The 18,513-nt window shown below is 60.3% G+C and carries 18 protein-coding genes; 14 read left to right on the forward strand and 4 right to left on the reverse strand.

Annotation, left to right across the window (positions count from 1 at the left end):
• Positions 1–55 precede the first annotated feature (55 nt).
• From ACA059_RS27845 to ACA059_RS27860, 4 genes are all read left to right on the forward strand, one after another.
• Positions 56–853, forward strand: a complete 798-nt coding sequence (locus tag ACA059_RS27845) for a hydroxymethylpyrimidine/phosphomethylpyrimidine kinase (protein ID WP_497631732.1) — start codon at positions 56–58, stop codon at positions 851–853.
• Between the two features lie 32 nt (positions 854–885).
• A complete protein-coding gene (thiE, locus tag ACA059_RS27850) occupies positions 886–1,509 on the forward strand; it encodes a thiamine phosphate synthase (RefSeq protein WP_347805720.1) in 624 nt (207 codons plus the stop codon).
• A 29-nt stretch (positions 1,510–1,538) separates the two neighbouring features.
• Complete coding sequence (hemL, locus tag ACA059_RS27855; RefSeq protein ID WP_497631733.1) at positions 1,539–2,822, forward strand: glutamate-1-semialdehyde 2,1-aminomutase; 1,284 nt, start codon at positions 1,539–1,541, stop codon at positions 2,820–2,822.
• 224 nt (positions 2,823–3,046) lie between these two features.
• Positions 3,047–3,601 (forward strand): tetratricopeptide repeat protein, encoded by a 555-nt coding sequence (locus ACA059_RS27860; RefSeq protein ID WP_111451157.1) that lies wholly within the window; start codon positions 3,047–3,049, stop codon positions 3,599–3,601.
• A gap of 201 nt (positions 3,602–3,802) precedes the next feature.
• On the opposite strand, the gene ACA059_RS27865 is transcribed toward ACA059_RS27860, so the two are convergent.
• Positions 3,803–4,132, reverse strand: coding sequence for a DUF1820 family protein (locus tag ACA059_RS27865; protein WP_007894425.1), 330 nt, complete (start codon positions 4,130–4,132; stop codon positions 3,803–3,805).
• Positions 4,133–4,266: 134 nt separating this feature from the next.
• Here ACA059_RS27865 and miaB point away from each other — a divergent pair, with 134 nt between their 5' ends.
• From miaB to lnt, 5 genes are all read left to right on the forward strand, one after another.
• Positions 4,267–5,595, forward strand: a complete 1,329-nt coding sequence (gene miaB / locus ACA059_RS27870) for a tRNA (N6-isopentenyl adenosine(37)-C2)-methylthiotransferase MiaB (RefSeq protein WP_033053447.1) — start codon at positions 4,267–4,269, stop codon at positions 5,593–5,595.
• Between the two features lie 227 nt (positions 5,596–5,822).
• On the forward strand, positions 5,823–6,827 hold the full coding sequence (locus ACA059_RS27875; protein ID WP_497631734.1) for a PhoH family protein: 1,005 nt from the start codon (positions 5,823–5,825) through the stop codon (positions 6,825–6,827).
• The gene (gene ybeY / locus ACA059_RS27880) at positions 6,820–7,314 is read left to right on the forward strand and encodes an rRNA maturation RNase YbeY (protein WP_497631735.1); all 495 of its coding nucleotides are present in this window, start codon (positions 6,820–6,822) and stop codon (positions 7,312–7,314) included. The genes ACA059_RS27875 and ybeY overlap by 8 nt, the downstream gene beginning before the upstream one ends.
• 5 nt (positions 7,315–7,319) lie before the next feature.
• A complete protein-coding gene (locus ACA059_RS27885) occupies positions 7,320–8,159 on the forward strand; it encodes a CorC family transporter (RefSeq protein ID WP_008152854.1) in 840 nt (279 codons plus the stop codon).
• Between the two features lie 8 nt (positions 8,160–8,167).
• On the forward strand, positions 8,168–9,691 hold the full coding sequence (gene lnt, locus ACA059_RS27890; protein ID WP_497631736.1) for an apolipoprotein N-acyltransferase: 1,524 nt from the start codon (positions 8,168–8,170) through the stop codon (positions 9,689–9,691).
• Positions 9,692–9,813: 122 nt separating this feature from the next.
• On the opposite strand, the gene ACA059_RS27895 is transcribed toward lnt, so the two are convergent.
• Both ACA059_RS27895 and ACA059_RS27900 read right to left on the reverse strand, forming a co-directional pair.
• Complete coding sequence (locus ACA059_RS27895) at positions 9,814–10,575, reverse strand: YdcF family protein (RefSeq protein ID WP_497631737.1); 762 nt, start codon at positions 10,573–10,575, stop codon at positions 9,814–9,816.
• A 108-nt stretch (positions 10,576–10,683) separates the two neighbouring features.
• The gene (locus ACA059_RS27900; RefSeq protein WP_497631738.1) at positions 10,684–11,004 is read right to left on the reverse strand and encodes a hypothetical protein; all 321 of its coding nucleotides are present in this window, start codon (positions 11,002–11,004) and stop codon (positions 10,684–10,686) included.
• Positions 11,005–11,283: 279 nt separating this feature from the next.
• Between ACA059_RS27900 and leuS the strand changes: the two genes are divergently transcribed.
• The 5 genes from leuS (at position 11,284) to ACA059_RS27925 (ending at position 17,410) form a co-directional block, all read left to right on the forward strand.
• Positions 11,284–13,890 (forward strand): leucine--tRNA ligase, encoded by a 2,607-nt coding sequence (gene leuS / locus ACA059_RS27905; RefSeq protein ID WP_497631739.1) that lies wholly within the window; start codon positions 11,284–11,286, stop codon positions 13,888–13,890.
• An 88-nt stretch (positions 13,891–13,978) separates the two neighbouring features.
• Positions 13,979–14,584: an LPS-assembly lipoprotein LptE gene (locus tag ACA059_RS27910; RefSeq protein WP_497631740.1), complete on the forward strand. Its 606-nt coding sequence runs from the start codon at positions 13,979–13,981 to the stop codon at positions 14,582–14,584.
• Positions 14,585–14,623: 39 nt separating this feature from the next.
• Complete coding sequence (gene holA / locus ACA059_RS27915) at positions 14,624–15,661, forward strand: DNA polymerase III subunit delta (protein ID WP_497631741.1); 1,038 nt, start codon at positions 14,624–14,626, stop codon at positions 15,659–15,661.
• Positions 15,662–15,860: 199 nt separating this feature from the next.
• On the forward strand, positions 15,861–16,025 hold the full coding sequence (gene arfA, locus ACA059_RS27920; RefSeq protein ID WP_008152840.1) for an alternative ribosome rescue factor ArfA: 165 nt from the start codon (positions 15,861–15,863) through the stop codon (positions 16,023–16,025).
• A 62-nt stretch (positions 16,026–16,087) separates the two neighbouring features.
• Positions 16,088–17,410, forward strand: coding sequence for a lytic murein transglycosylase (locus ACA059_RS27925; protein ID WP_497631742.1), 1,323 nt, complete (start codon positions 16,088–16,090; stop codon positions 17,408–17,410).
• A 93-nt stretch (positions 17,411–17,503) separates the two neighbouring features.
• Here ACA059_RS27925 and ACA059_RS27930 read toward each other — a convergent pair whose 3' ends face one another.
• Positions 17,504–18,451, reverse strand: a complete 948-nt coding sequence (locus tag ACA059_RS27930; protein WP_497631743.1) for a S66 peptidase family protein — start codon at positions 18,449–18,451, stop codon at positions 17,504–17,506.
• Between the last annotated feature and the right edge of the window lie 62 nt (positions 18,452–18,513).

The following is an 18,513-nucleotide window of genomic DNA, read 5'->3' on the forward strand; positions in this document are numbered from 1 at the left end:
AAACCTGGCAGCCACTGCACCCGAAAAAAGATGTTTGGTGGTAAGCTCGCGCACCATGAATATCTACAGCTCTCGCCCCGTTGTCCTCTGTCTCTCCGGCCACGACCCAAGTGGTGGCGCCGGCTTGCAGGCAGATATCGAAGCCCTGCTCGCTCAGGGTTGTCATGCGGCCCCGGCCGTCACAGCCCTGACCGTGCAAGACACGGTCAACGTCACTGACTTTCGCGTTCTCGACCGCGAGTGGGTGTTGGCCCAGGCCAATGCCGTGCTCAACGACTCCGAAGTCGCGGCCGTGAAACTGGGCATGCTCGGTTCCCTGGAAATGGTCGACACCGTGGTCGAACTGTTGTCGGAGCACCCGCATTTGCCGGTGGTCTGCGACCCGGTGCTGCGCGCCGGTGGCGGCGGACGACTGGGCAAGGACGAAGTCGGCTACGCCATGCGCGAACGCCTGCTGCCCCTGTCGATCATCGCCACCCCTAACCTTCCCGAAGCCCGCATCCTCGCCGAACTGCCTGAAGGCACCGCGGACGAGTGCGCTGAAAAACTCCTGCCATTCGTCAAACACCTGCTGATCACCGGCGGCCATGGCGATGAACACGAAATCCACAATCGTCTGTACAGCCGCGACGGTCACCGCGAAACCTTCACCTGCCAGCGCTTGCCCGGCAGTTATCACGGCTCCGGTTGCACGCTGGCCAGCGCCCTCGCCGGTCGTCTGGCCCTCGGCGAAAATCTCGCCAGTGCCGTGCAGACCGCGCTTAACTACACGTGGCGCACCCTGCGTGATGCGGAGCAGTTGGGCAAAGGCCAGTTCGTGCCGCGCCGCCTGCCGCTGGATTTCTGTTCGTAACTGTCCATGCGTAAAGCAAAAAGGATTGCCCGATGAAGCTACGTGGCCTGTACGCCATTACCGATAGCCAGCTGCTGGCCGGTAAATTTCTTTCGTACGTGGAGGCGGCGCTGGAAGGCGGCGTCACCCTGCTGCAATACCGCGACAAGAGCAGCGACGAGGCCCGCCGTCTGCGCGAGGCCGAAGCCTTGCGCGATCTGTGTGAACGCTACAAGACCCAGCTGATCATCAACGACGATGCCGAACTCGCTGCACGCCTGAACGTCGGCGTGCACCTGGGCCAGACCGATGGCCCACTGATGCCGGTTCGGGCACTGCTCGGTCGCCAGGCGATCATCGGTTCGACCTGCCACGCGCAACTCGAACTCGCCGAGCAAGCAGCGAAGGAAGGCGCCAGTTACGTTGCTTTCGGTCGTTTCTTCAACTCCAACACCAAACCCGGTGCACCGACTTGCAGCCTCGAATTGCTCGACCAGGCCCGCAGTAAACTGCACCTGCCGATCTGCGCGATTGGCGGCATCACCCTGGAAAACGCTGCGCCACTGGTGGCCCACGGGGTCGATCTGCTGGCAGTGGTCCATGGCCTGTTTGGCGCCGAGAGCACGGCTGAAGTGACACGCCGCGCCCGCGCATTTAACGAACTGCTACGTAATTAAATAGCTAAATCTGATTTGAGAGCCCCATCATGTCTCGTTCCGAAACCCTGTTTGCCAATGCCCAGAAACACATTCCCGGTGGCGTGAACTCGCCTGTTCGCGCATTCAAAAGCGTGGGTGGCACGCCGTTGTTCTTCAAACACGCCGAAGGCGCCTACGTCACCGACGAAGACAACAAGCGTTATGTGGATTACGTCGGTTCCTGGGGGCCGATGATTCTCGGCCACAGCCACCCGGACGTGCTGGACGCCGTGCGCAAACAGCTTGAGCACGGATTGTCCTACGGCGCGCCGACCGAGATGGAAACCCAGATGGCTGATCTGGTCTGCTCGATCGTGCCGTCGATGGAAATGGTGCGCATGGTCAGCTCCGGCACCGAAGCCACCATGAGTGCTATCCGTCTGGCCCGTGGTTTCACCGGCCGCGACAGCATCATCAAGTTCGAAGGCTGCTACCACGGTCACTCCGACAGTTTGCTGGTCAAGGCCGGCTCCGGCGCCCTGACCCAAGGCGTGCCGAGCTCGGCCGGTGTGCCGGCGGCCTTCGCCAAGCACACCCTGACCCTGCCGTTCAACGACATCGACGCCGTAGAAACCCTGCTCGCCGAAGTCGGCCAGGAGGTGGCGTGCATCATCGTCGAGCCAGTGGCCGGCAACATGAACTGCGTACCGCCGGCGCCAGGTTTCCTCGAAGGCCTGCGCACCCTGTGCGACAAGCATGGCGTGGTACTGATTTTCGATGAAGTGATGACCGGTTTCCGTGTCGCCCTTGGCGGTGCACAAGCCCACTACGGCGTGACGCCAGACTTGACCACCTTCGGCAAAATCATCGGTGGCGGCATGCCGGTTGGCTGCTTCGGCGGCAAGCGCGAAATCATGTCGCACATCGCGCCACTGGGCCCGGTCTATCAGGCGGGCACCTTGTCGGGTAACCCGTTGGCCATGGCTGCCGGCCTGACGACCCTGCGCCTGATCAGCCGCCCGGGCTTCCACGCCGAGTTGACTGACTACACCAGTCGCCTGCTCGATGGCCTGCAACAACGTGCGGATGCCGCGGGCATTCCGTTCGTGACCACACAGGCCGGCGGCATGTTCGGTCTGTACTTCAGCGGCGCCGACGACATCGTGACCTTCGATGACGTGATGGCCAGCGACGCCGCCCTGTTCGGGCGCTTCTTCCACCTGATGCTCGAAGGCAGCGTGTACCTGGCGCCGAGCGCCTTCGAAGCCGGCTTCACCTCGATCGCCCACGGCGAAACCGAGCTGAAACTGACACTGGATGCCGCCGAGCGCGCATTTGCTGCATTAAAATAACGCTGTGCCGCTGACGTTGGCCGTTGCCGGCGTCAGCTTTCACCTGCATTCCCGCCCTTATTCCTACGCTTCTGCTCAAAATCCCCAGCAAAGTGGGCGATATATTCCCCGCGCAGCAGAAAAACGAGTAAAGACTTTGTAAGGTTGGCCCTGCTTATTTCATAATGCGCGCTTATTGGATCCCTCGATGGGTCCGCGCGCCCTTCAGAGGTAAGTCGATTCCCATGAACCGCACCGGCCGCGCCCTTGCATTGGGCTGCCTGTTGCTCCTTCAGCCCCTGCTCGCGCTCGCACAAGCAGGCGGCAACTCGTTGTTAATCCCAGCGATGGGTCGTTGCACCCTCAATACTCAGCCGCAAGACCTGGCACAGGCTCTCGCCGCCTGCCAGAAAGCGTCGGATGAAGGGGATGCGCAAGCGCAATATGAGTTGGGTGAGTTCTACTACGACGGCAAAAATACGCCGCGCGACCTCAAAAAAGCCCTGAGCTACTTCGAAAAGGCCTCGTTGCAAGGCCATGCTCAGGCGCAATTCAAACTCGGCACCATGTTCTTCCACGGCGAAGGCGTACCGGCCAATAACGTTCAGGCGTATATCGTGCTGAAAATGGCTGCGGTCAATGGCGCTGAAGAAGCATTGGACACCGCCGACGAAGTGGCCGAGAAAATGCCCCGCGAAGAACTGGAAGTAGCTACCCAGGTACTGGGGCAAATCTTCCGCAAATACCTGATGGAATTGCAAAGCGCCGATGGGCGTACGCCTTTTTCGCCCCTTCCCTGACTGTGGCGAGGGGATTTATCCCCGTTCGGCTGCGCAGCAGTCGTAAAGTCAGCGAATGCGATCCAATTGAGCGAATGGGATGCCTGAATGCAGGGCTGCTTCGCAGCCGAACGGGGATAAATCCCCTCGCCACAATAAATCCCCTGACCACAATGACTCTCTAGCCACAGAAGAGAGCCCTGTCAGCTTCAAGATTGCTATTTACTTCTCAGGCATCGGCATCGGAAACGGCATGACATTGCCGACCGCGCCGCGGGCTTCGCTGATTTTCGGCGTACCGAGGCGCTCGACTTCGTCGATCCGCACGATCGAATGCATCGGCACAAAGCTGCGCACAACGCCTTCGAACTGAGCCTTGAGCTTCTCTTCGCTCGGATCGACGACCACTTGCGTGCGCTCGCCAAAGACGAACTCTTCCACTTCCAGGAAGCCCCACAGATCACTTTGATAGATCTGCTTGGCATACATTTCGTACACCTGGCCCTGGTTGAGGAAAATCACCTTGTAGATTGGAGCTTCACGTTTGGTCATGGTGGGCGAGCAACACATCGGGGATAAAAATGAGGGCGCGAACTATAGCATAGCCGCCGGACGCACAGCGGTAGGAACCTTGGGACATGTTCCCTATAATGCGCGGTTCTTTGAATCACGTGATGACTCTGTCCATGGCCAAGAAGCTTTACATCGAAACCCACGGTTGCCAGATGAACGAGTACGACAGCTCGCGCATGGTGGATCTGCTGGGCGAACATCAGGCCCTGGAAGTCACCGCTCGCGCTGAAGATGCCGACGTGATCCTGCTCAATACCTGCTCGATCCGAGAACGCGCCCAGGACCGGGTGTATTCCCAGCTCGGCCGCTGGCGCGAACTGAAACTGGCCAACCCGGACATGGTCATCGCCGTTGGCGGTTGCGTAGCCAGCCAGGAAGGCGCTGCAATTCGCGACCGCGCCCCTTACGTGGACGTGGTCTTCGGTCCGCAGACCCTGCACCGCCTGCCGGAAATGATCGACGCCGCCCGCGCTACCAAGCTGCCGCAAGTCGACGTCTCGTTTCCGGAAATCGAAAAGTTCGACCACTTGCCCGAGCCGCGCATCGATGGCCCAAGCGCCTACGTGTCGGTCATGGAAGGCTGCAGCAAGTACTGCACGTTCTGCGTGGTGCCTTACACCCGCGGTGAAGAAGTCAGCCGACCTTTCGATGACGTGATCGCCGAGATCATCCACCTGGCCGAAAACGGCGTGCGCGAAGTGACCCTGCTGGGGCAGAACGTCAATGGCTATCGCGGGACCACTCATGACGGTCGTTTGGCTGACCTGGCCGAACTGATCCGCGTCGTCGCCGCCGTCGATGGCATCGACCGCATCCGCTACACCACCTCACACCCGTTGGAGTTCTCCGACAGCCTGATCCAGGCCCACGCCGACGTACCGGAACTGGTCAAACACCTGCATTTGCCGGTGCAATCGGGCTCGGACCGAATCCTGGCGGCAATGAAGCGCAACCACACCGCGTTGGAATACAAATCCAAACTGCGCAAGCTGCGTGCTGCCGTGCCGGGGATTTGCATCAGCTCGGACTTCATCGTTGGCTTCCCGGGCGAGACCGAAAAAGACTTCGAACAGACCATGAAGCTGATCGAAGACGTCGGTTTCGACTTCTCCTACTCGTTCGTCTATAGCCAGCGCCCAGGCACTCCAGCTGCCGATCTGGCCGACGAAACGCCGGAAGCGCTGAAAAAAGAACGCCTGAACGCCCTGCAACATCGCCTGAACCAGCAAGGCTTCGAGATCAGCCGACAAATGGTCGGTTCGATCCAGCGGATCCTGGTGACCGATTATTCGAAAAAGGACCCCGGCGAACTGCAAGGCCGGACCGAGAATAACCGCATCGTTAATTTCCGCTGCGACAATCCGACGTTGATTGGGCAGTTCGCCGACGTGCACATCGACGCCGCACAACCGCACTCGCTGCGGGGCTCGTTGATCCAATAACACCGCATACCCCTGTGGGTGCGGGCTTTTGTGGCGAGGGGATTTATCCCCGTTGGACTGCGCAGCAGTCCCATTTTTGGGGGCCGCTTCGCAGCCCAACGGGGATAAATCCCCTCGCCACAGTTCAGAAGCAAAATTTCCGCACCCGATTTAAGACCTTTCGCACCCAGGCCACTGGCGTTATCCTTGATTTCATCTTAATTGCCCCAGGGCGGCTAAATACGACCTTGAACGCACCCATAGAACTACATCGTTTTATCCTCGAGCCCTTTGAGGCCCGTCGCTTCGCCAATCTGTGCGGGATGTTCGACGAGCATCTGCGCTTGATCGAGCAACGCCTGACCATCGAGATCCGCAACCGCGGAAACCAGTTCGAGCTGATCGGCGACCCCAAACACACCACCTCCGCGGAAAACCTCCTGCGCCGCCTGTACCGGGAAACCAAGGGTACCGAGCTGTCGCCGGACGTGGTTCACCTGTTCCTGCAGGAATCGGCCGTCGAAGAGATGGACAACATCTCCCCCTCCGAACCCTCCGTCGCCCTGCGCACCAAAAAAGGCATGATTCGCCCTCGCGGCTTGAATCAGTTGCGCTATGTGAAGGAAATCCTCGGTAACGATATCAACTTCGGCATCGGCCCGGCCGGTACCGGCAAGACCTATCTGGCCGTTGCCTGCGCGGTAGACGCGCTGGAACGCGAGCAGATTCGCCGCATCCTGCTGGTGCGTCCGGCGGTTGAAGCGGGCGAAAAGCTCGGCTTCCTGCCTGGCGACCTGTCGCAGAAGATCGACCCGTACCTGCGCCCGCTCTACGACGCACTCTACGAAATGCTCGGCTTCGAACACGTCGCCAAGCTGATCGAGCGTCAGGTGATCGAAGTTGCACCGCTGGCCTACATGCGCGGTCGCACCTTGAACAACAGTTTCATCATCCTCGACGAAAGCCAGAACACCACCGTCGAACAGATGAAGATGTTCCTGACCCGTATCGGCTTCGGCTCCACGGCGGTCATCACCGGTGACATCACCCAGGTCGACCTGCCGAAAGGCACCAAGTCCGGGCTGCACCATGTGATTGAAGTGCTCAAAGACGTACCGGGTATCAGCTTCACCCATTTCGAGTCCAAGGACGTTGTGCGCCATCCACTGGTGCAACGCATCGTCGAAGCCTACGAGCGCTTCGAGAATCGCGTGACCGATGAAGCCCCAAAGGATAGCCGCCGCGATGCTTGAGCTTGATCTGCAACTGGCTACCGACGCGCCTGCCCCAAGCGAAGCCGAGTTCCGCCAATGGTGCGAACTGGCCCTGCGCCAGCGCACCGCCGACTCCGAAATGACCATCCGTTTGGTCGATGAAGAGGAAGGTCGCGAGCTGAACCACACCTGGCGGCAAAAGGATTACGCCACTAACGTCTTGTCGTTTCCTGCCGATGTGCCCGACGAGTTTCTGGATATCCCGCTGCTGGGCGATCTGGTGATCTGTGTGGCGGTGGTCGAGCGCGAAGCTGCCGAACAAGGCAAGGAGCTCAAGGCCCATTGGGCTCATCTGGTCATTCACGGCTGCTTGCATCTGCTGGGTTACGACCACATAGATGACGAGGAAGCCGAAGAAATGGAAGCACTGGAACGAACGTTGCTTGCAGAGTTGGGCTATCCCGACCCGTATGCGGACGACGAAACAGTCACATCCCCTATCGTTACAACAAAGGATTCAGAGTAATCGCTATGAGCGAAGATCGATCGAGCAACGGGCAAAAGTCATGGCTGGGTAAGCTCACCCAGGCTTTTGCCCACGAGCCGAAGAACCGCCAGGAGCTGCTGGAGCTGCTGCGCGACGCACACCAAAACAAGTTGTTGGACAGCGAAGCGCTGGCCATCGTCGAAGGCGCCATCCAGGTTGCTGACCTGCAAGTACGGGACATCATGGTCCCGCGCTCGCAGATGATCAGCATCAAGGCGACCCAGACACCCCGCGAGTTCCTGCCTGCCGTGGTCGACTCGGCCCACTCCCGTTACCCGGTGATCGGCGAAAGCCACGATGACGTGATGGGTGTATTGCTGGCCAAGGACTTGCTGCCGCTGATCCTCAAGGAGAACGGCGACAGCTTCAACATCAAGGACCTGCTGCGCCCGGCCACTTTCGTGCCTGAGTCCAAGCGTCTGAATGTGCTGCTGCGCGAGTTCCGCGCCAACCACAACCACATGGCCATCGTCATTGACGAATACGGCGGTGTGGCGGGCCTGGTGACCATCGAAGACGTGCTGGAACAGATCGTCGGCGACATCGAAGACGAGCATGACGTCGAAGAAGACAGCTACATCAAGCCGCTGCCCAGCGGTGACTTCCTGATCAAGGCCCTGACGCCGATCGAGAACTTCAACGAGTTCTTCGACAGCCAATTCTCCGATGACGAATTCGACACTGTCGGCGGCCTGGTGATGAGCGCGTTCGGGCACCTGCCAAAACGCAACGAAATCACTGAAATCGGCCCTTATCGCTTCCGCATTTTGAACGCTGACAGCCGTCGGATTCATCTGCTGCGCTTAACACCTATTGCCCGTTAAGGATTGACATGCTCCGCGTAACCCGCCCCGGCTGGCCCGGTAACCTGCTGGCCGTGGCGGCCGGTGCACTCACCACCCTGGCCCTGGCGCCGTTCGATATCTGGCCGTTGGCGTTGCTGGCGGTTGGTTTCTTCTATGCCGGCTTACGCGAGCTGAACCCACGTCAGGCCCTGGGCCGTGGCTGGTGTTTCGGTTTCGGCATGTTTGGCGCCGGCACCAGTTGGATCTACTACAGCATTCACCACTTCGGCGGCGCGTCGGTGCTGCTGGCCGGTTTCCTGATGCTGATCTTCACGGCGGCGATTGCCTGGTTCTTCGCCCTGCCCGCCTGGATCTGGGCGCGCTGGCTGCGGCGTAACGAAGCGCCGCTGGCTGATGCCCTGGCGTTTGCGGCATTGTGGGTCGGCCAGGAAGCCTTTCGCGGATGGTTCCTGACCGGTTTCCCCTGGCTTTATTCCGGCTACAGTCAGCTCGACGGCCCGTTGGCCGGGCTCGCGCCACTCGGTGGGATGTGGCTGATTTCCTTCACTCTGGCCCTGACGGCCGCGCTGATCTACAACGCGTTGCGTCTGGTGCGCACTGGCCGCAAAGCCTTTATCGCCGCTGGTGTGTTGCTGCTGGCCGGCCCTTGGGTGGTCGGCATGGCGCTCAAGGAACACGCCTGGACAACCCCGGCGGGCGCTCCGCTGAGTGTCGCGGCGATTCAGGGCAACATCGAACAGAGCATGAAGTGGGACCCGGCGCAGCTCAACGCGCAGTTGGCGCTGTACCGCGACATGAGCTTCAGCTCGAAACCGGTCGACTTGCTGATCTGGCCGGAAACAGCCATCCCGGTGCTCAAGGAGTCCGCCGAGGGCTACCTGAACATGATGGGAAGCTTTGCAGCAGAGCGTAAGTCTGCGCTGATTACCGGTGTACCGATCCGCGAGGAAGTCCATCACGAAAGGCGTTTCTACAATGGCATCACCGTCGCGGGTGAAGGGGATGGCACTTACCTCAAACAGAAGCTGGTGCCGTTTGGCGAATACGTTCCGTTGCAGGACGTGCTGCGCGGGCTGATCGCTTTCTTCGACCTGCCGATGTCGGACTTTGCCCGCGGTCCCGCCGATCAGGCGATGCTGCAAGCCAAGGGCTATCAGATTGCGCCGTTCATCTGCTACGAAGTGGTTTACCCGGAATTCGCCGCCAGCCTCGCGGCGCGAAGCGATCTGCTGCTGACCATCAGCAACGACACCTGGTTCGGCACGTCCATCGGCCCGCTGCAACATTTACAAATGGCGCAGATGCGCGCGCTGGAGGCTGGTCGCTGGATGATCCGCGCCACCAACAACGGCGTGACCGGTTTGATCAACCCGTTCGGTCAGATCACCGTGCAGATCCCTCAGTTTGAACGTGGCATTTTGTACGGTGAAGTGGTGCCCATGCACAACCTGACGCCTTATCTGGAATGGCGTTCGTGGCCGCTGATCATTGTTTGCGTGCTGTTGTTTGGCTGGGCGCTGGTGGCTAGCCGGATGGCCAAGACTGTTTAGGTATTGCGGCGCCAGTAAAAGATCGCAGCCTCGTTTCACTCGACAGCTCCTACACAGCTCCTACAGAGTACGCAATCCCCTGTAGGAGCTGTCGAGTGAAACGAGGCTGCGATCTTTTGATTTTAACGGTAGAACAACGAATACCCGACCTGCCCCACCGCCTCATTCATCAACTGCCCGCTCTGCCAGATCGACTTGAATTCCGGCATCCAGCCACCCAGTGGCCGGGCGTTGTCCACGCCTAAAAACCCCACCGGCGCTGGCACCACTTCAAAACCTGCCTTTTTGAAACTCCAGACCGCTCGCGGCATGTGCCAGGCCTGAGTCACGACGACCACGCGTTTGATCCCTTGCGGCAACAACACCTCGGCGCTGAACTGCGCGTTCTCCCGGGTCGTGCGGCTGCGCCCTTCCTGCCAACGCACGGCCACGCCGAAATCATCGCGCAACGAGTCCGCCATCAACTTCGCTTCGGTCGGCGGGGTGCCGTAATGCAGGCCTCCACTGGTCAGAATCGGCAAACCAGAAGCCTTGGCCAGGCGCGCCGCATAGCGCTCGCGCTCCAGGCCCACGCCCGTTGGCTGGTCAGCGCCCCATGCCAGATCGCCCCGCTCACGCCCCGAACCGAGTACCACGATCGCATCGGCGCGCTGACCCAGCGTTGCCCATTCATCGCGAGCCAGCGGCGCTTCACGCTCCAGCGCCTTGGCGCCCCACTGCACCACCACCGGCAGACTCATCAGCCAGAAGCCGCCCACGCCCAGCGCAAAGCACAACCCGGCAAGGCGCGGCCTTGAGCGACGCAACCACCAGGCAAGCACCAACAGCAGCAAAAGAATGCCGGGCGGCAACAGGAGTTGTTTAACGAAATATCGAAAAGGCATCGAGCATCTCCAAAAAGATGCCCGAAGCCTAAGTGGGTTGACGCAATGCGACAACAAATACGGAAGGACTATGCTTCACAAATACATCAGACATTACTTCCAGTGTCCTTACTTGAATTGCAAAGACCGGACCTTTACCGCGTCCTTGCCGGGAACCTTGTCCTTGAGCCAGATGATCTTGGCCGAACGTGGTGCGTCGAGTTGCTTCACTGCTTCTGACAAGCATCCGTGTGTCTCACGTTCACTGCGATCGAGATACGCCTTGACCAGTGCAAACTCTGCGGGGCTCAAGCCACGCAATTCCAGTTCCAGCGGACGCTCATCGCGTAACCGGCCAGCGGTTTTTGCCGCGTCCAGGGCCATTCCCAGACGATCGATCAGTCTTTCGTACAGCTCCGGTTTTGTAACTTTTTGCCGTGACTCAACCATCCCTCACCTCATTGAAGATAAGACTCACTCCCCATTTAGAGCTTAGCTTCCATGAACAAACCGGCTGAATGCTGCGACCAACGGCCCTCGCAGCGGTTTTTGGGCGACCCGCAGCAGTAATCAGGGTTTCCCTCGGTAGAGCGCGGTCATGTATGCTACGGCGCTTCCTGTAACTCCACTTCCAGCTCGTCTGGGCACCGAAACGCCGATTTGGCGTGTTCACCGTCCAGCGTTGCATTGAAGAGGATTAGGCCACCCCTATTCAGTTCAAAAGTAGCCATGCACGAACAATATCAGCCCCGTGAAATCGAAGCCGCCGCCCAGTCGTTCTGGGACGAGCAAAAGTCCTTTGAAGTCAGTGAACAGCCAGGCAAGGAGACTTTCTACTGCCTGTCGATGTTCCCTTACCCCAGCGGCAAGCTACACATGGGGCACGTGCGCAACTACACCATCGGCGACGTGATCTCCCGCTACCAGCGCATGCAAGGCAAGAACGTCCTGCAACCCATGGGTTGGGACGCCTTCGGCATGCCGGCGGAAAACGCCGCGATGAAGAACAACGTAGCGCCCGCCAAGTGGACCTACGAAAACATCGCCTACATGAAAACCCAGCTGCGCAGCCTGGGCCTCGCGGTGGACTGGTCCCGCGAAGTCACCACCTGCAAGCCTGATTACTACCGCTGGGAACAATGGCTGTTCACTCGCCTGTTCGAAAAAGGCGTGATCTACAAAAAAAGCGGCACCGTGAACTGGGACCCGGTCGATCAGACCGTTCTGGCCAACGAACAGGTGATTGACGGTCGCGGCTGGCGTTCCGGCGCGCTGATCGAAAAGCGCGAAATTCCGATGTACTACTTCAAGATCACCGCCTACGCGGATGAGTTGCTGTCGAGCCTCGACGATCTGCCGGGCTGGCCTGAACAGGTCAAGACCATGCAGCGCAACTGGATCGGCAAGTCCCGCGGCATGGAAGTGCAGTTCCCGTACAACGTCGATTCCATCGGCGAAAGCGGTGTACTGAAAGTCTTCACCACCCGTCCGGACACCCTGATGGGCGCGACTTACGTTGCCGTAGCCGCCGAGCACCACTTGGCCGCCCTGGCCGCGCAGAACAACCCCGAGCTGCAAGCGTTCATCGCTGAATGCAAGGGCGGCAGCGTCGCTGAAGCCGACGTCGCCACCCAAGAGAAAAAAGGCCTGCCGACCTCGCTGTTCGTCGAGCACCCACTGACCGGTGAGAAACTCCCGGTGTGGGTCGCCAACTACGTGCTGATGCACTACGGCGACGGCGCGGTGATGGCGGTTCCGGCGCACGACGAGCGTGATTTCGAGTTCGCCACCAAGTACAGCCTGCCAATCAAATCGGTAGTGCGCACCAGCTCCGGCGACACCAACCCGTCCCCGTGGCAAGACGCCTACGGCGAGCACGGCACGCTGATCAATTCCGGCGAGTTCGACGGCCTCGACTTCGAAGGCGCCTTCGATGCCATAGAAGTCGCGCTGATCAAGAAAGAACTCGGTGCCTCGCGCACCCAGTTCCGCCTGCGCGACTGGGGCATCAGCCGCCAGCGCTACTGGGGCTGCCCGATCCCGATCATCCACTGCAACACCTGCGGTGATGTGCCGGTCCCGGAAGATCAGTTGCCAGTCATATTGCCTGAAGACGTCGTGCCGGACGGCGCTGGTTCGCCATTGGCGCGCATGCCTGAGTTCTACGAGTGCAGCTGCCCGAAATGCGGCGCACCGGCCAAGCGTGAAACCGACACCATGGACACCTTCGTCGAGTCGTCGTGGTACTACGCCCGTTACGCCTCCCCGCACTATGAAGGCGGTCTGGTGGAAAAAGCGGCGGCCGACCATTGGTTGCCGGTTGATCAGTACATCGGCGGTATCGAACACGCCATTCTCCACCTGCTCTACGCGCGCTTCTTCCACAAGCTGATGCGCGACGAAGGCCTGGTGAGTTCCAATGAGCCGTTCAAGAACCTGCTGACCCAGGGCATGGTGATCGCCGAGACTTACTATCGTCGCGAAGCCAACGGTGCCTATACGTGGTTCAACCCGGCAGACGTCGAACTCGAACGCGACAGCAAGGCCAAGGTAATCAGCGCCAAGCTGATCGCGGACGGCCTGCCGGTGGAAATCGGCGGCACCGAGAAAATGGCCAAGTCAAAGAACAACGGCGTCGACCCACAGTCGATGATTGACCAGTTCGGCGCAGACACCTGCCGCCTGTTCATGATGTTCGCCTCGCCACCCGACATGAGCGCGGAATGGTCCGACTCCGGAGTGGAAGGTTCGCACCGCTTCCTCAAGCGCGTCTGGCGCCTGGCTCAAGCCCAAGTCACTCAGGGCCTGCCGGGGAAACTGGACGTCGCCAGCCTGAATGACGAGCAGAAAGCCATTCGCCGTTCGATCCATCAGGCCATCAAGCAGGCCAGCCACGACGTCGGCCAGAACCACAAATTCAACACCGCCATCGCCCAGGTGATGACGCTGATGAACGTGCTGGAAAAAGCCCCGCAAGGCACCGGGCAGGATCGCGCACTGATTCACGAAGGTCTGGAAACCGTAACGCTGCTGCTGGCGCCGATCACCCCGCACATCAGCCACGAGCTGTGGCATCGCCTGGGTCACGCCGATCCGGTGATCGACGCCGCTTGGCCGGTGCTGGACGAAAGCGCGTTGGTGCAGGACAGCCTGCAACTGGTCATCCAGGTCAACGGCAAGCTGCGCGGCCACATCGAAATGCCCGCCAGCGCCAGCCGCGAAGAAGTCGAAGCCGCCGCACGGGCCAACGAGAACGTGCTGCGCTTTGTTGACGGTCTGACCATTCGTAAAGTGATCGTAGTGCCCGGGAAACTGGTCAATATCGTCGCCAGCTAATTGGATCAGGCGCCAGGTCATGCCTGGCGCCGAGTAAAACCTTTCGGGCCGCAAGATCGGCCCACATGGTTTCAAGGGGAGCAACAAGATGATCAAACGCAATTTGCTGGTGATGGGCCTTGCGGTCCTGTTGAGCGCCTGCGGTTTCCAGCTGCGCGGCACCGGCACCACCGAACTGGCGATCAAGGAACTCGACCTGAGCGCCCGCAACGCCTACGGCGAAACCGTGATGCAATTGCGTCAGGTGCTGGAAAGCAGCGGCGTCAAGGTCTACAGCGGCGCACCTTACAAGCTGGTGCTGACCGATGAGCAGGAAAACCAGCGCATCCTCAGCTACGCAGGTGCCGGTCGCACCGGCGAGTATCAGGTGACTACGGTGCTGAACTACGATATCCGTGGTGGGCGCGACCTGTCGCTGCTGAGCGACAAGCTCGAAGTGCAGAAGGTCTTCATGCACGACGGCAACAACCTGGTGGGTTCCGACCAGGAAGCCTCAACGGCCCGAGCAGAAACCCGTCGCGAGCTGGTACAACGCATGATGCTGCGCCTGCAACAGCTCACTCCGGCCCAGCTGGATCAACTGCAACAGACCGCCGAAGCCAGAGCCAAGGCTGAAGCCGATGCACTGGAAGCGGCGCAGAAGGCTGAAGCGCAGACTCCGCGTCAGTCGCCAATCGAACTGCCGCAGCAGTAAGACTTACGGGGCGCCCAGGCGCCCCGTTCGCCCTCTCTTATGAAACTCGCCCCCGCCCAACTCGCCAAACACCTGCAAGGTGCCCTCGCGCCGGTCTACATCATCAGTGGCGATGACCCACTGCTGTGCCAGGAAGCCGCCGACGCCATTCGTGCCGCCGCCCGCCAACAGGGATTCGACGAGCGCCAGGTCTTCGCCGCCGACGCCAGCTTCGACTGGGGAACGTTGCTGCAAGCCGGCGCGAGCATGTCGCTGTTCGCCGAAAAACGCCTGCTGGAACTGCGTCTGCCGTCCGGCAAACCCGGTGACAAAGGCGCGGCCGCGTTCATCGAGTATTGCTCGCGACCGGCCGAAGACACGCTGTTGCTGATCAGCCTGCCGAAACTTGATGGCAGTGCGCAGAAAACCAAGTGGGGCAAGGCGCTGGTCGAAGGTCAGCAGACTCAGTTCGTGCAGATCTGGCCGATAGAGGCCAACCAGTTGCCGAGCTGGATCCGTCAACGGTTGTCCCAGGCCGGGCTTTCCGCCAGCCAGGACGCCGTCGAACTGATCGCCGCACGGGTCGAAGGCAACCTGCTCGCGGCTGCCCAGGAAATCGAAAAGCTCAAACTGATGGCCGAAGGTGGTCAGATCACCGTCGAAACCGTGCAAGCGGCGGTGGCCGACAGTGCGCGCTTCGATGTCTTTGGCCTGACCGATGCGATTCTCAATGGTGAAGCAGCTCATGCCCTGCGCATGCTCGAAGGGCTGCGCGGTGAAGGCGTCGAACCGCCGGTGATTCTCTGGGCGCTGGCCCGGGAGCTGCGTCTGTTGGCCAACCTGTCGCTGCAATATAGCCAGGGCGTGCCACTGGACAAAGCCTTCAGCTCTGCCCGACCACCGGTCTGGGACAAACGCAAACCCCTGATGAGCAAAGCCTTGCAACGCTACTCGGCGCAACGCTGGGCGCAGCTATTGCTGGAAGCTCAGCGCATCGACGCACAGATCAAAGGCCAGGCGGCCGGTTCGCCGTGGATGAGCTTGAGTCGGTTGTCGTTGTTGATGGCCGGGCAGAGATTGTCGTTGCCCGCTGAATAAGATCAGAAGATCGCAGCCTCGTTGCACTCGACAGCTCCTACAGGGGGACGCATTCCAATGTAGGAGCTGTCGAGTGAAACGAGGCTGCGATCTTTTGATCTTGCTTCCTACAAATCAAATCTGAATTTCCCCTCTAGACAGCCCCCCAACTTCGGCAGATTATTTCCCCCGCAAAACCCACCTGTCCGAGAGACTCATCATGAGCAAAAAGCCATCTAAAAATGGCCCCAACAAGGCCAAATCCATCATCGCCCAGCCTCTGTTCCGCAGCCGTCAGGAACCAGCCGGCAAGGGCAAAGGCAGCTACCGCCGCGAAGCCTTCCAGTCTAATAGCTGGGAGGCTTCTTACTTTCTGGCGGCCTGAAAGGCAAGCGCTCGCTCAACATGTTAAGGTCTGCACCTGATTCGTACTCCCTGGACCCGTGCATGCCCCTTTGTATTTCCCGTCGTTGGCCCCTGCGCCAACTGATCGCTGCCTCCAGCCTCATTTTGCTTGTTGCCTGCGCGGAAAAACCGACCGCAGCCGACGCCAAGCCGCTTCAGACCCTTCCCGTCGCGACAGCTCCTGCGGTCATTCCGCCCGTGGTTCCGACCGGTGAAAACCTCGACATCCAGCCCACCCAGACCTTCGCCGAATGGCAGGCGGGTTTCCGCAAGGACGCTCTGGCCGCTGGGATCCGTGCCGACCTGTTCGACCGCGCCTTCGCCAATGTCAGCCTCGACACCAGCGTGATCCGCGCCGACCGCAGCCAGCCGGAATTCTCCCGCCCGGTGTGGGAATACCTCGACGGCGCCCTTTCGCCGTTGCGGGTACGCAAAGGCGAGGCGCTGGTCAGCCAATATGCCGACATCCTGCAAAGCATCGAGCAGCGCTATGGCGTCGATCGTCAGGCACTGGTCTCGGTGTGGGGCATGGAAAGTAACTTCGGGCAGTTTCAGGGCAACAAGTCGGTGATTAATTCCCTGGCGACCCTGGCGTATGAAGGTCGGCGTCCCGGGTTTGCCCACGCGCAACTGATCGCCGCCCTGCAGATCCTGCAACAGGGTGATATCGAGCCTGAGAAAATGCTCGGTTCCTGGGCTGGCGCCATGGGCCAGACCCAATTCATCCCAACCACCTACAACACCCACGCTGTGGACTTCGATGGCGATGGTCGCCGCGACATCTGGGGCAGCCCGGCCGACGCGCTGGCCTCGACGGCGCACTACCTGCAGAGCTCGGGCTGGCAGAAAGGCCAGCCGTGGGGCTTTGAAGTGCAGCTACCGGGCAGTTTCAACTACGTCCTGGCCGATGGCACGATTCGCAAAAGCGTCGCCGAGTGGCTGCAACTGGGCGTCACCCTGCCCAATGGCGGCCAGGTTCCGGCAGGCTCCGAACACCTGTCAGCCGCCCTGCTGCTGCCGGCCGGTTACCGTGGCCCGGCGTTCCTGGTCCTCGACAACTTCCGCGCGATCCTCAAGTACAACAACTCGTCGTCCTACGCATTGGCCGTGAGCCTGTTGTCCGAGCGTTTCAACGGCGCCGGCCTGATCAACGGCACATGGCCGAAAGATGATTTGCCGCTGAGCCGTACCGAGCGGATCGAACTGCAAAGCCTGCTGAGCGCGCAGAACTATGACGCAGGCAACGCCGACGGCATTATCGGCGCCAACACCCGCAAGGCGATCCGCAGCGCCCAGCAGTCGTTTGGCTGGCCGGCGGATGGGTATCCGACGCACAAGTTGCTGGAAGGCCTGCGCAGCCGCTAAAAGCAAAAGATCGCAGTCTTCGGCAGCTCCTACAGGTGTTCACATTCCACTGTAGGAGCTGCCGAAGGCTGCGATCTTTTTTGCATCACCTGGTTACCTGATTACAACATCCTGCTCCAACACCAACTCCTTGTTCCCCGCATCCAGCCTCACCAGCGCGCCCATCGGCAACGTCAGGTTCGGATCGCAATGCCCGCTGCGCCACCCTGCCAACACCGGTATCCGCAAAGGTGCAAAGGTCTGCTTGAGCAAGCGCTCCAACGCAACCGTATCAACCCCCGCCACATCCCCCACCAAAACCCCGCGCAGCTTGTGCAGCGTGCCGGCAAGACGCAGATGGGTCAGCAGCCGGTCGATGCGATACAGCAGCTCGTTAATGTCCTCGATGAACAGGATGACGCCCTCGGCATCCAACTCATACGGCGTGCCCATGGTCGCAGCGATCAGCGACAGATTGCCCCCCAGCAAGCGCCCGTGAGCGATACCAGGCTCGATTGTGGTCAACGGGTAGGCCACCGGGTGCGTCAACACGCTACCGGCCTTCACCTGCCCTCTGAGCATGTTGAAGAATGAAGACTCGGTAGGTTTTTGCTTGTCACCCAGCATGTCGGCGTTGAGCATCGGGCCATGAAAGGTCACGAAGCCCGCATAACGGCTGATCGCCAAGTGCAGCGCAGTGATGTCGCTGTAGCCGATGAACGGCTTGGCATTGTTGCGCAGCAGTTCAAAGTCGATGCGATCGAGCAACCGCGGCGTACCGTAACCCCCCCGCAAGCAAATGATGGCGTCGACCTCACTGTCGGCGAACGCGGCGTGCAGGTCATTGAGGCGTACATCATCACTGCCGGCCAGGTAATCGTCTTTCTCGTACACACCGGGGAAAACCCGCAGTGAGTATCCGCGAGCGCGCATCCAGGCGATCGCTTTATCGGTGTCCAGCGCTGCGGGGCCGGCGGGCGCGATGACGCCAATCATCCCTTCCGACGGCAAGGCCGGAACGGGTGAGTGAGGAAACAGCGTGTGAGTCGGTCGTACGGTCATCCATGAATCTCCCTGCGCAAAAAAGCTTCAGCACACAGTAGTCAGGAACGGGGGCAAACAGA

This window comes from Pseudomonas sp. LBUM1647, assembly GCF_059716175.1.

Excerpts from the sequence above, each read along its gene's own strand:
- ACA059_RS27910 (WP_497631740.1), top strand. The coding sequence starts at position 13,979 with ATGATCAAACGCAATTTGCTGGTGATGGGCCTTGCGGTCCTGTTGAGC.
- hemL (WP_497631733.1), top strand. The coding sequence starts at position 1,539 with ATGTCTCGTTCCGAAACCCTGTTTGCCAATGCCCAGAAACACATTCCC.
- arfA (WP_008152840.1), top strand. The coding sequence starts at position 15,861 with ATGAGCAAAAAGCCATCTAAAAATGGCCCCAACAAGGCCAAATCCATC.
- ACA059_RS27860 (WP_111451157.1), top strand. The coding sequence starts at position 3,047 with ATGAACCGCACCGGCCGCGCCCTTGCATTGGGCTGCCTGTTGCTCCTT.
- ACA059_RS27885 (WP_008152854.1), top strand. The coding sequence starts at position 7,320 with ATGAGCGAAGATCGATCGAGCAACGGGCAAAAGTCATGGCTGGGTAAG.
- ACA059_RS27925 (WP_497631742.1), top strand. The coding sequence starts at position 16,088 with ATGCCCCTTTGTATTTCCCGTCGTTGGCCCCTGCGCCAACTGATCGCT.
- thiE (WP_347805720.1), top strand. The coding sequence starts at position 886 with ATGAAGCTACGTGGCCTGTACGCCATTACCGATAGCCAGCTGCTGGCC.
- holA (WP_497631741.1), top strand. The coding sequence starts at position 14,624 with ATGAAACTCGCCCCCGCCCAACTCGCCAAACACCTGCAAGGTGCCCTC.
- ACA059_RS27845 (WP_497631732.1), top strand. The coding sequence starts at position 56 with ATGAATATCTACAGCTCTCGCCCCGTTGTCCTCTGTCTCTCCGGCCAC.
- miaB (WP_033053447.1), top strand. The coding sequence starts at position 4,267 with ATGGCCAAGAAGCTTTACATCGAAACCCACGGTTGCCAGATGAACGAG.
- ybeY (WP_497631735.1), top strand. The coding sequence starts at position 6,820 with ATGCTTGAGCTTGATCTGCAACTGGCTACCGACGCGCCTGCCCCAAGC.
- leuS (WP_497631739.1), top strand. The coding sequence starts at position 11,284 with ATGCACGAACAATATCAGCCCCGTGAAATCGAAGCCGCCGCCCAGTCG.
- ACA059_RS27930 (WP_497631743.1), bottom strand. The coding sequence starts at position 18,451 with ATGACCGTACGACCGACTCACACGCTGTTTCCTCACTCACCCGTTCCG.
- ACA059_RS27865 (WP_007894425.1), bottom strand. The coding sequence starts at position 4,132 with ATGACCAAACGTGAAGCTCCAATCTACAAGGTGATTTTCCTCAACCAG.
- ACA059_RS27900 (WP_497631738.1), bottom strand. The coding sequence starts at position 11,004 with ATGGTTGAGTCACGGCAAAAAGTTACAAAACCGGAGCTGTACGAAAGA.
- lnt (WP_497631736.1), top strand. The coding sequence starts at position 8,168 with ATGCTCCGCGTAACCCGCCCCGGCTGGCCCGGTAACCTGCTGGCCGTG.
- ACA059_RS27895 (WP_497631737.1), bottom strand. The coding sequence starts at position 10,575 with ATGCCTTTTCGATATTTCGTTAAACAACTCCTGTTGCCGCCCGGCATT.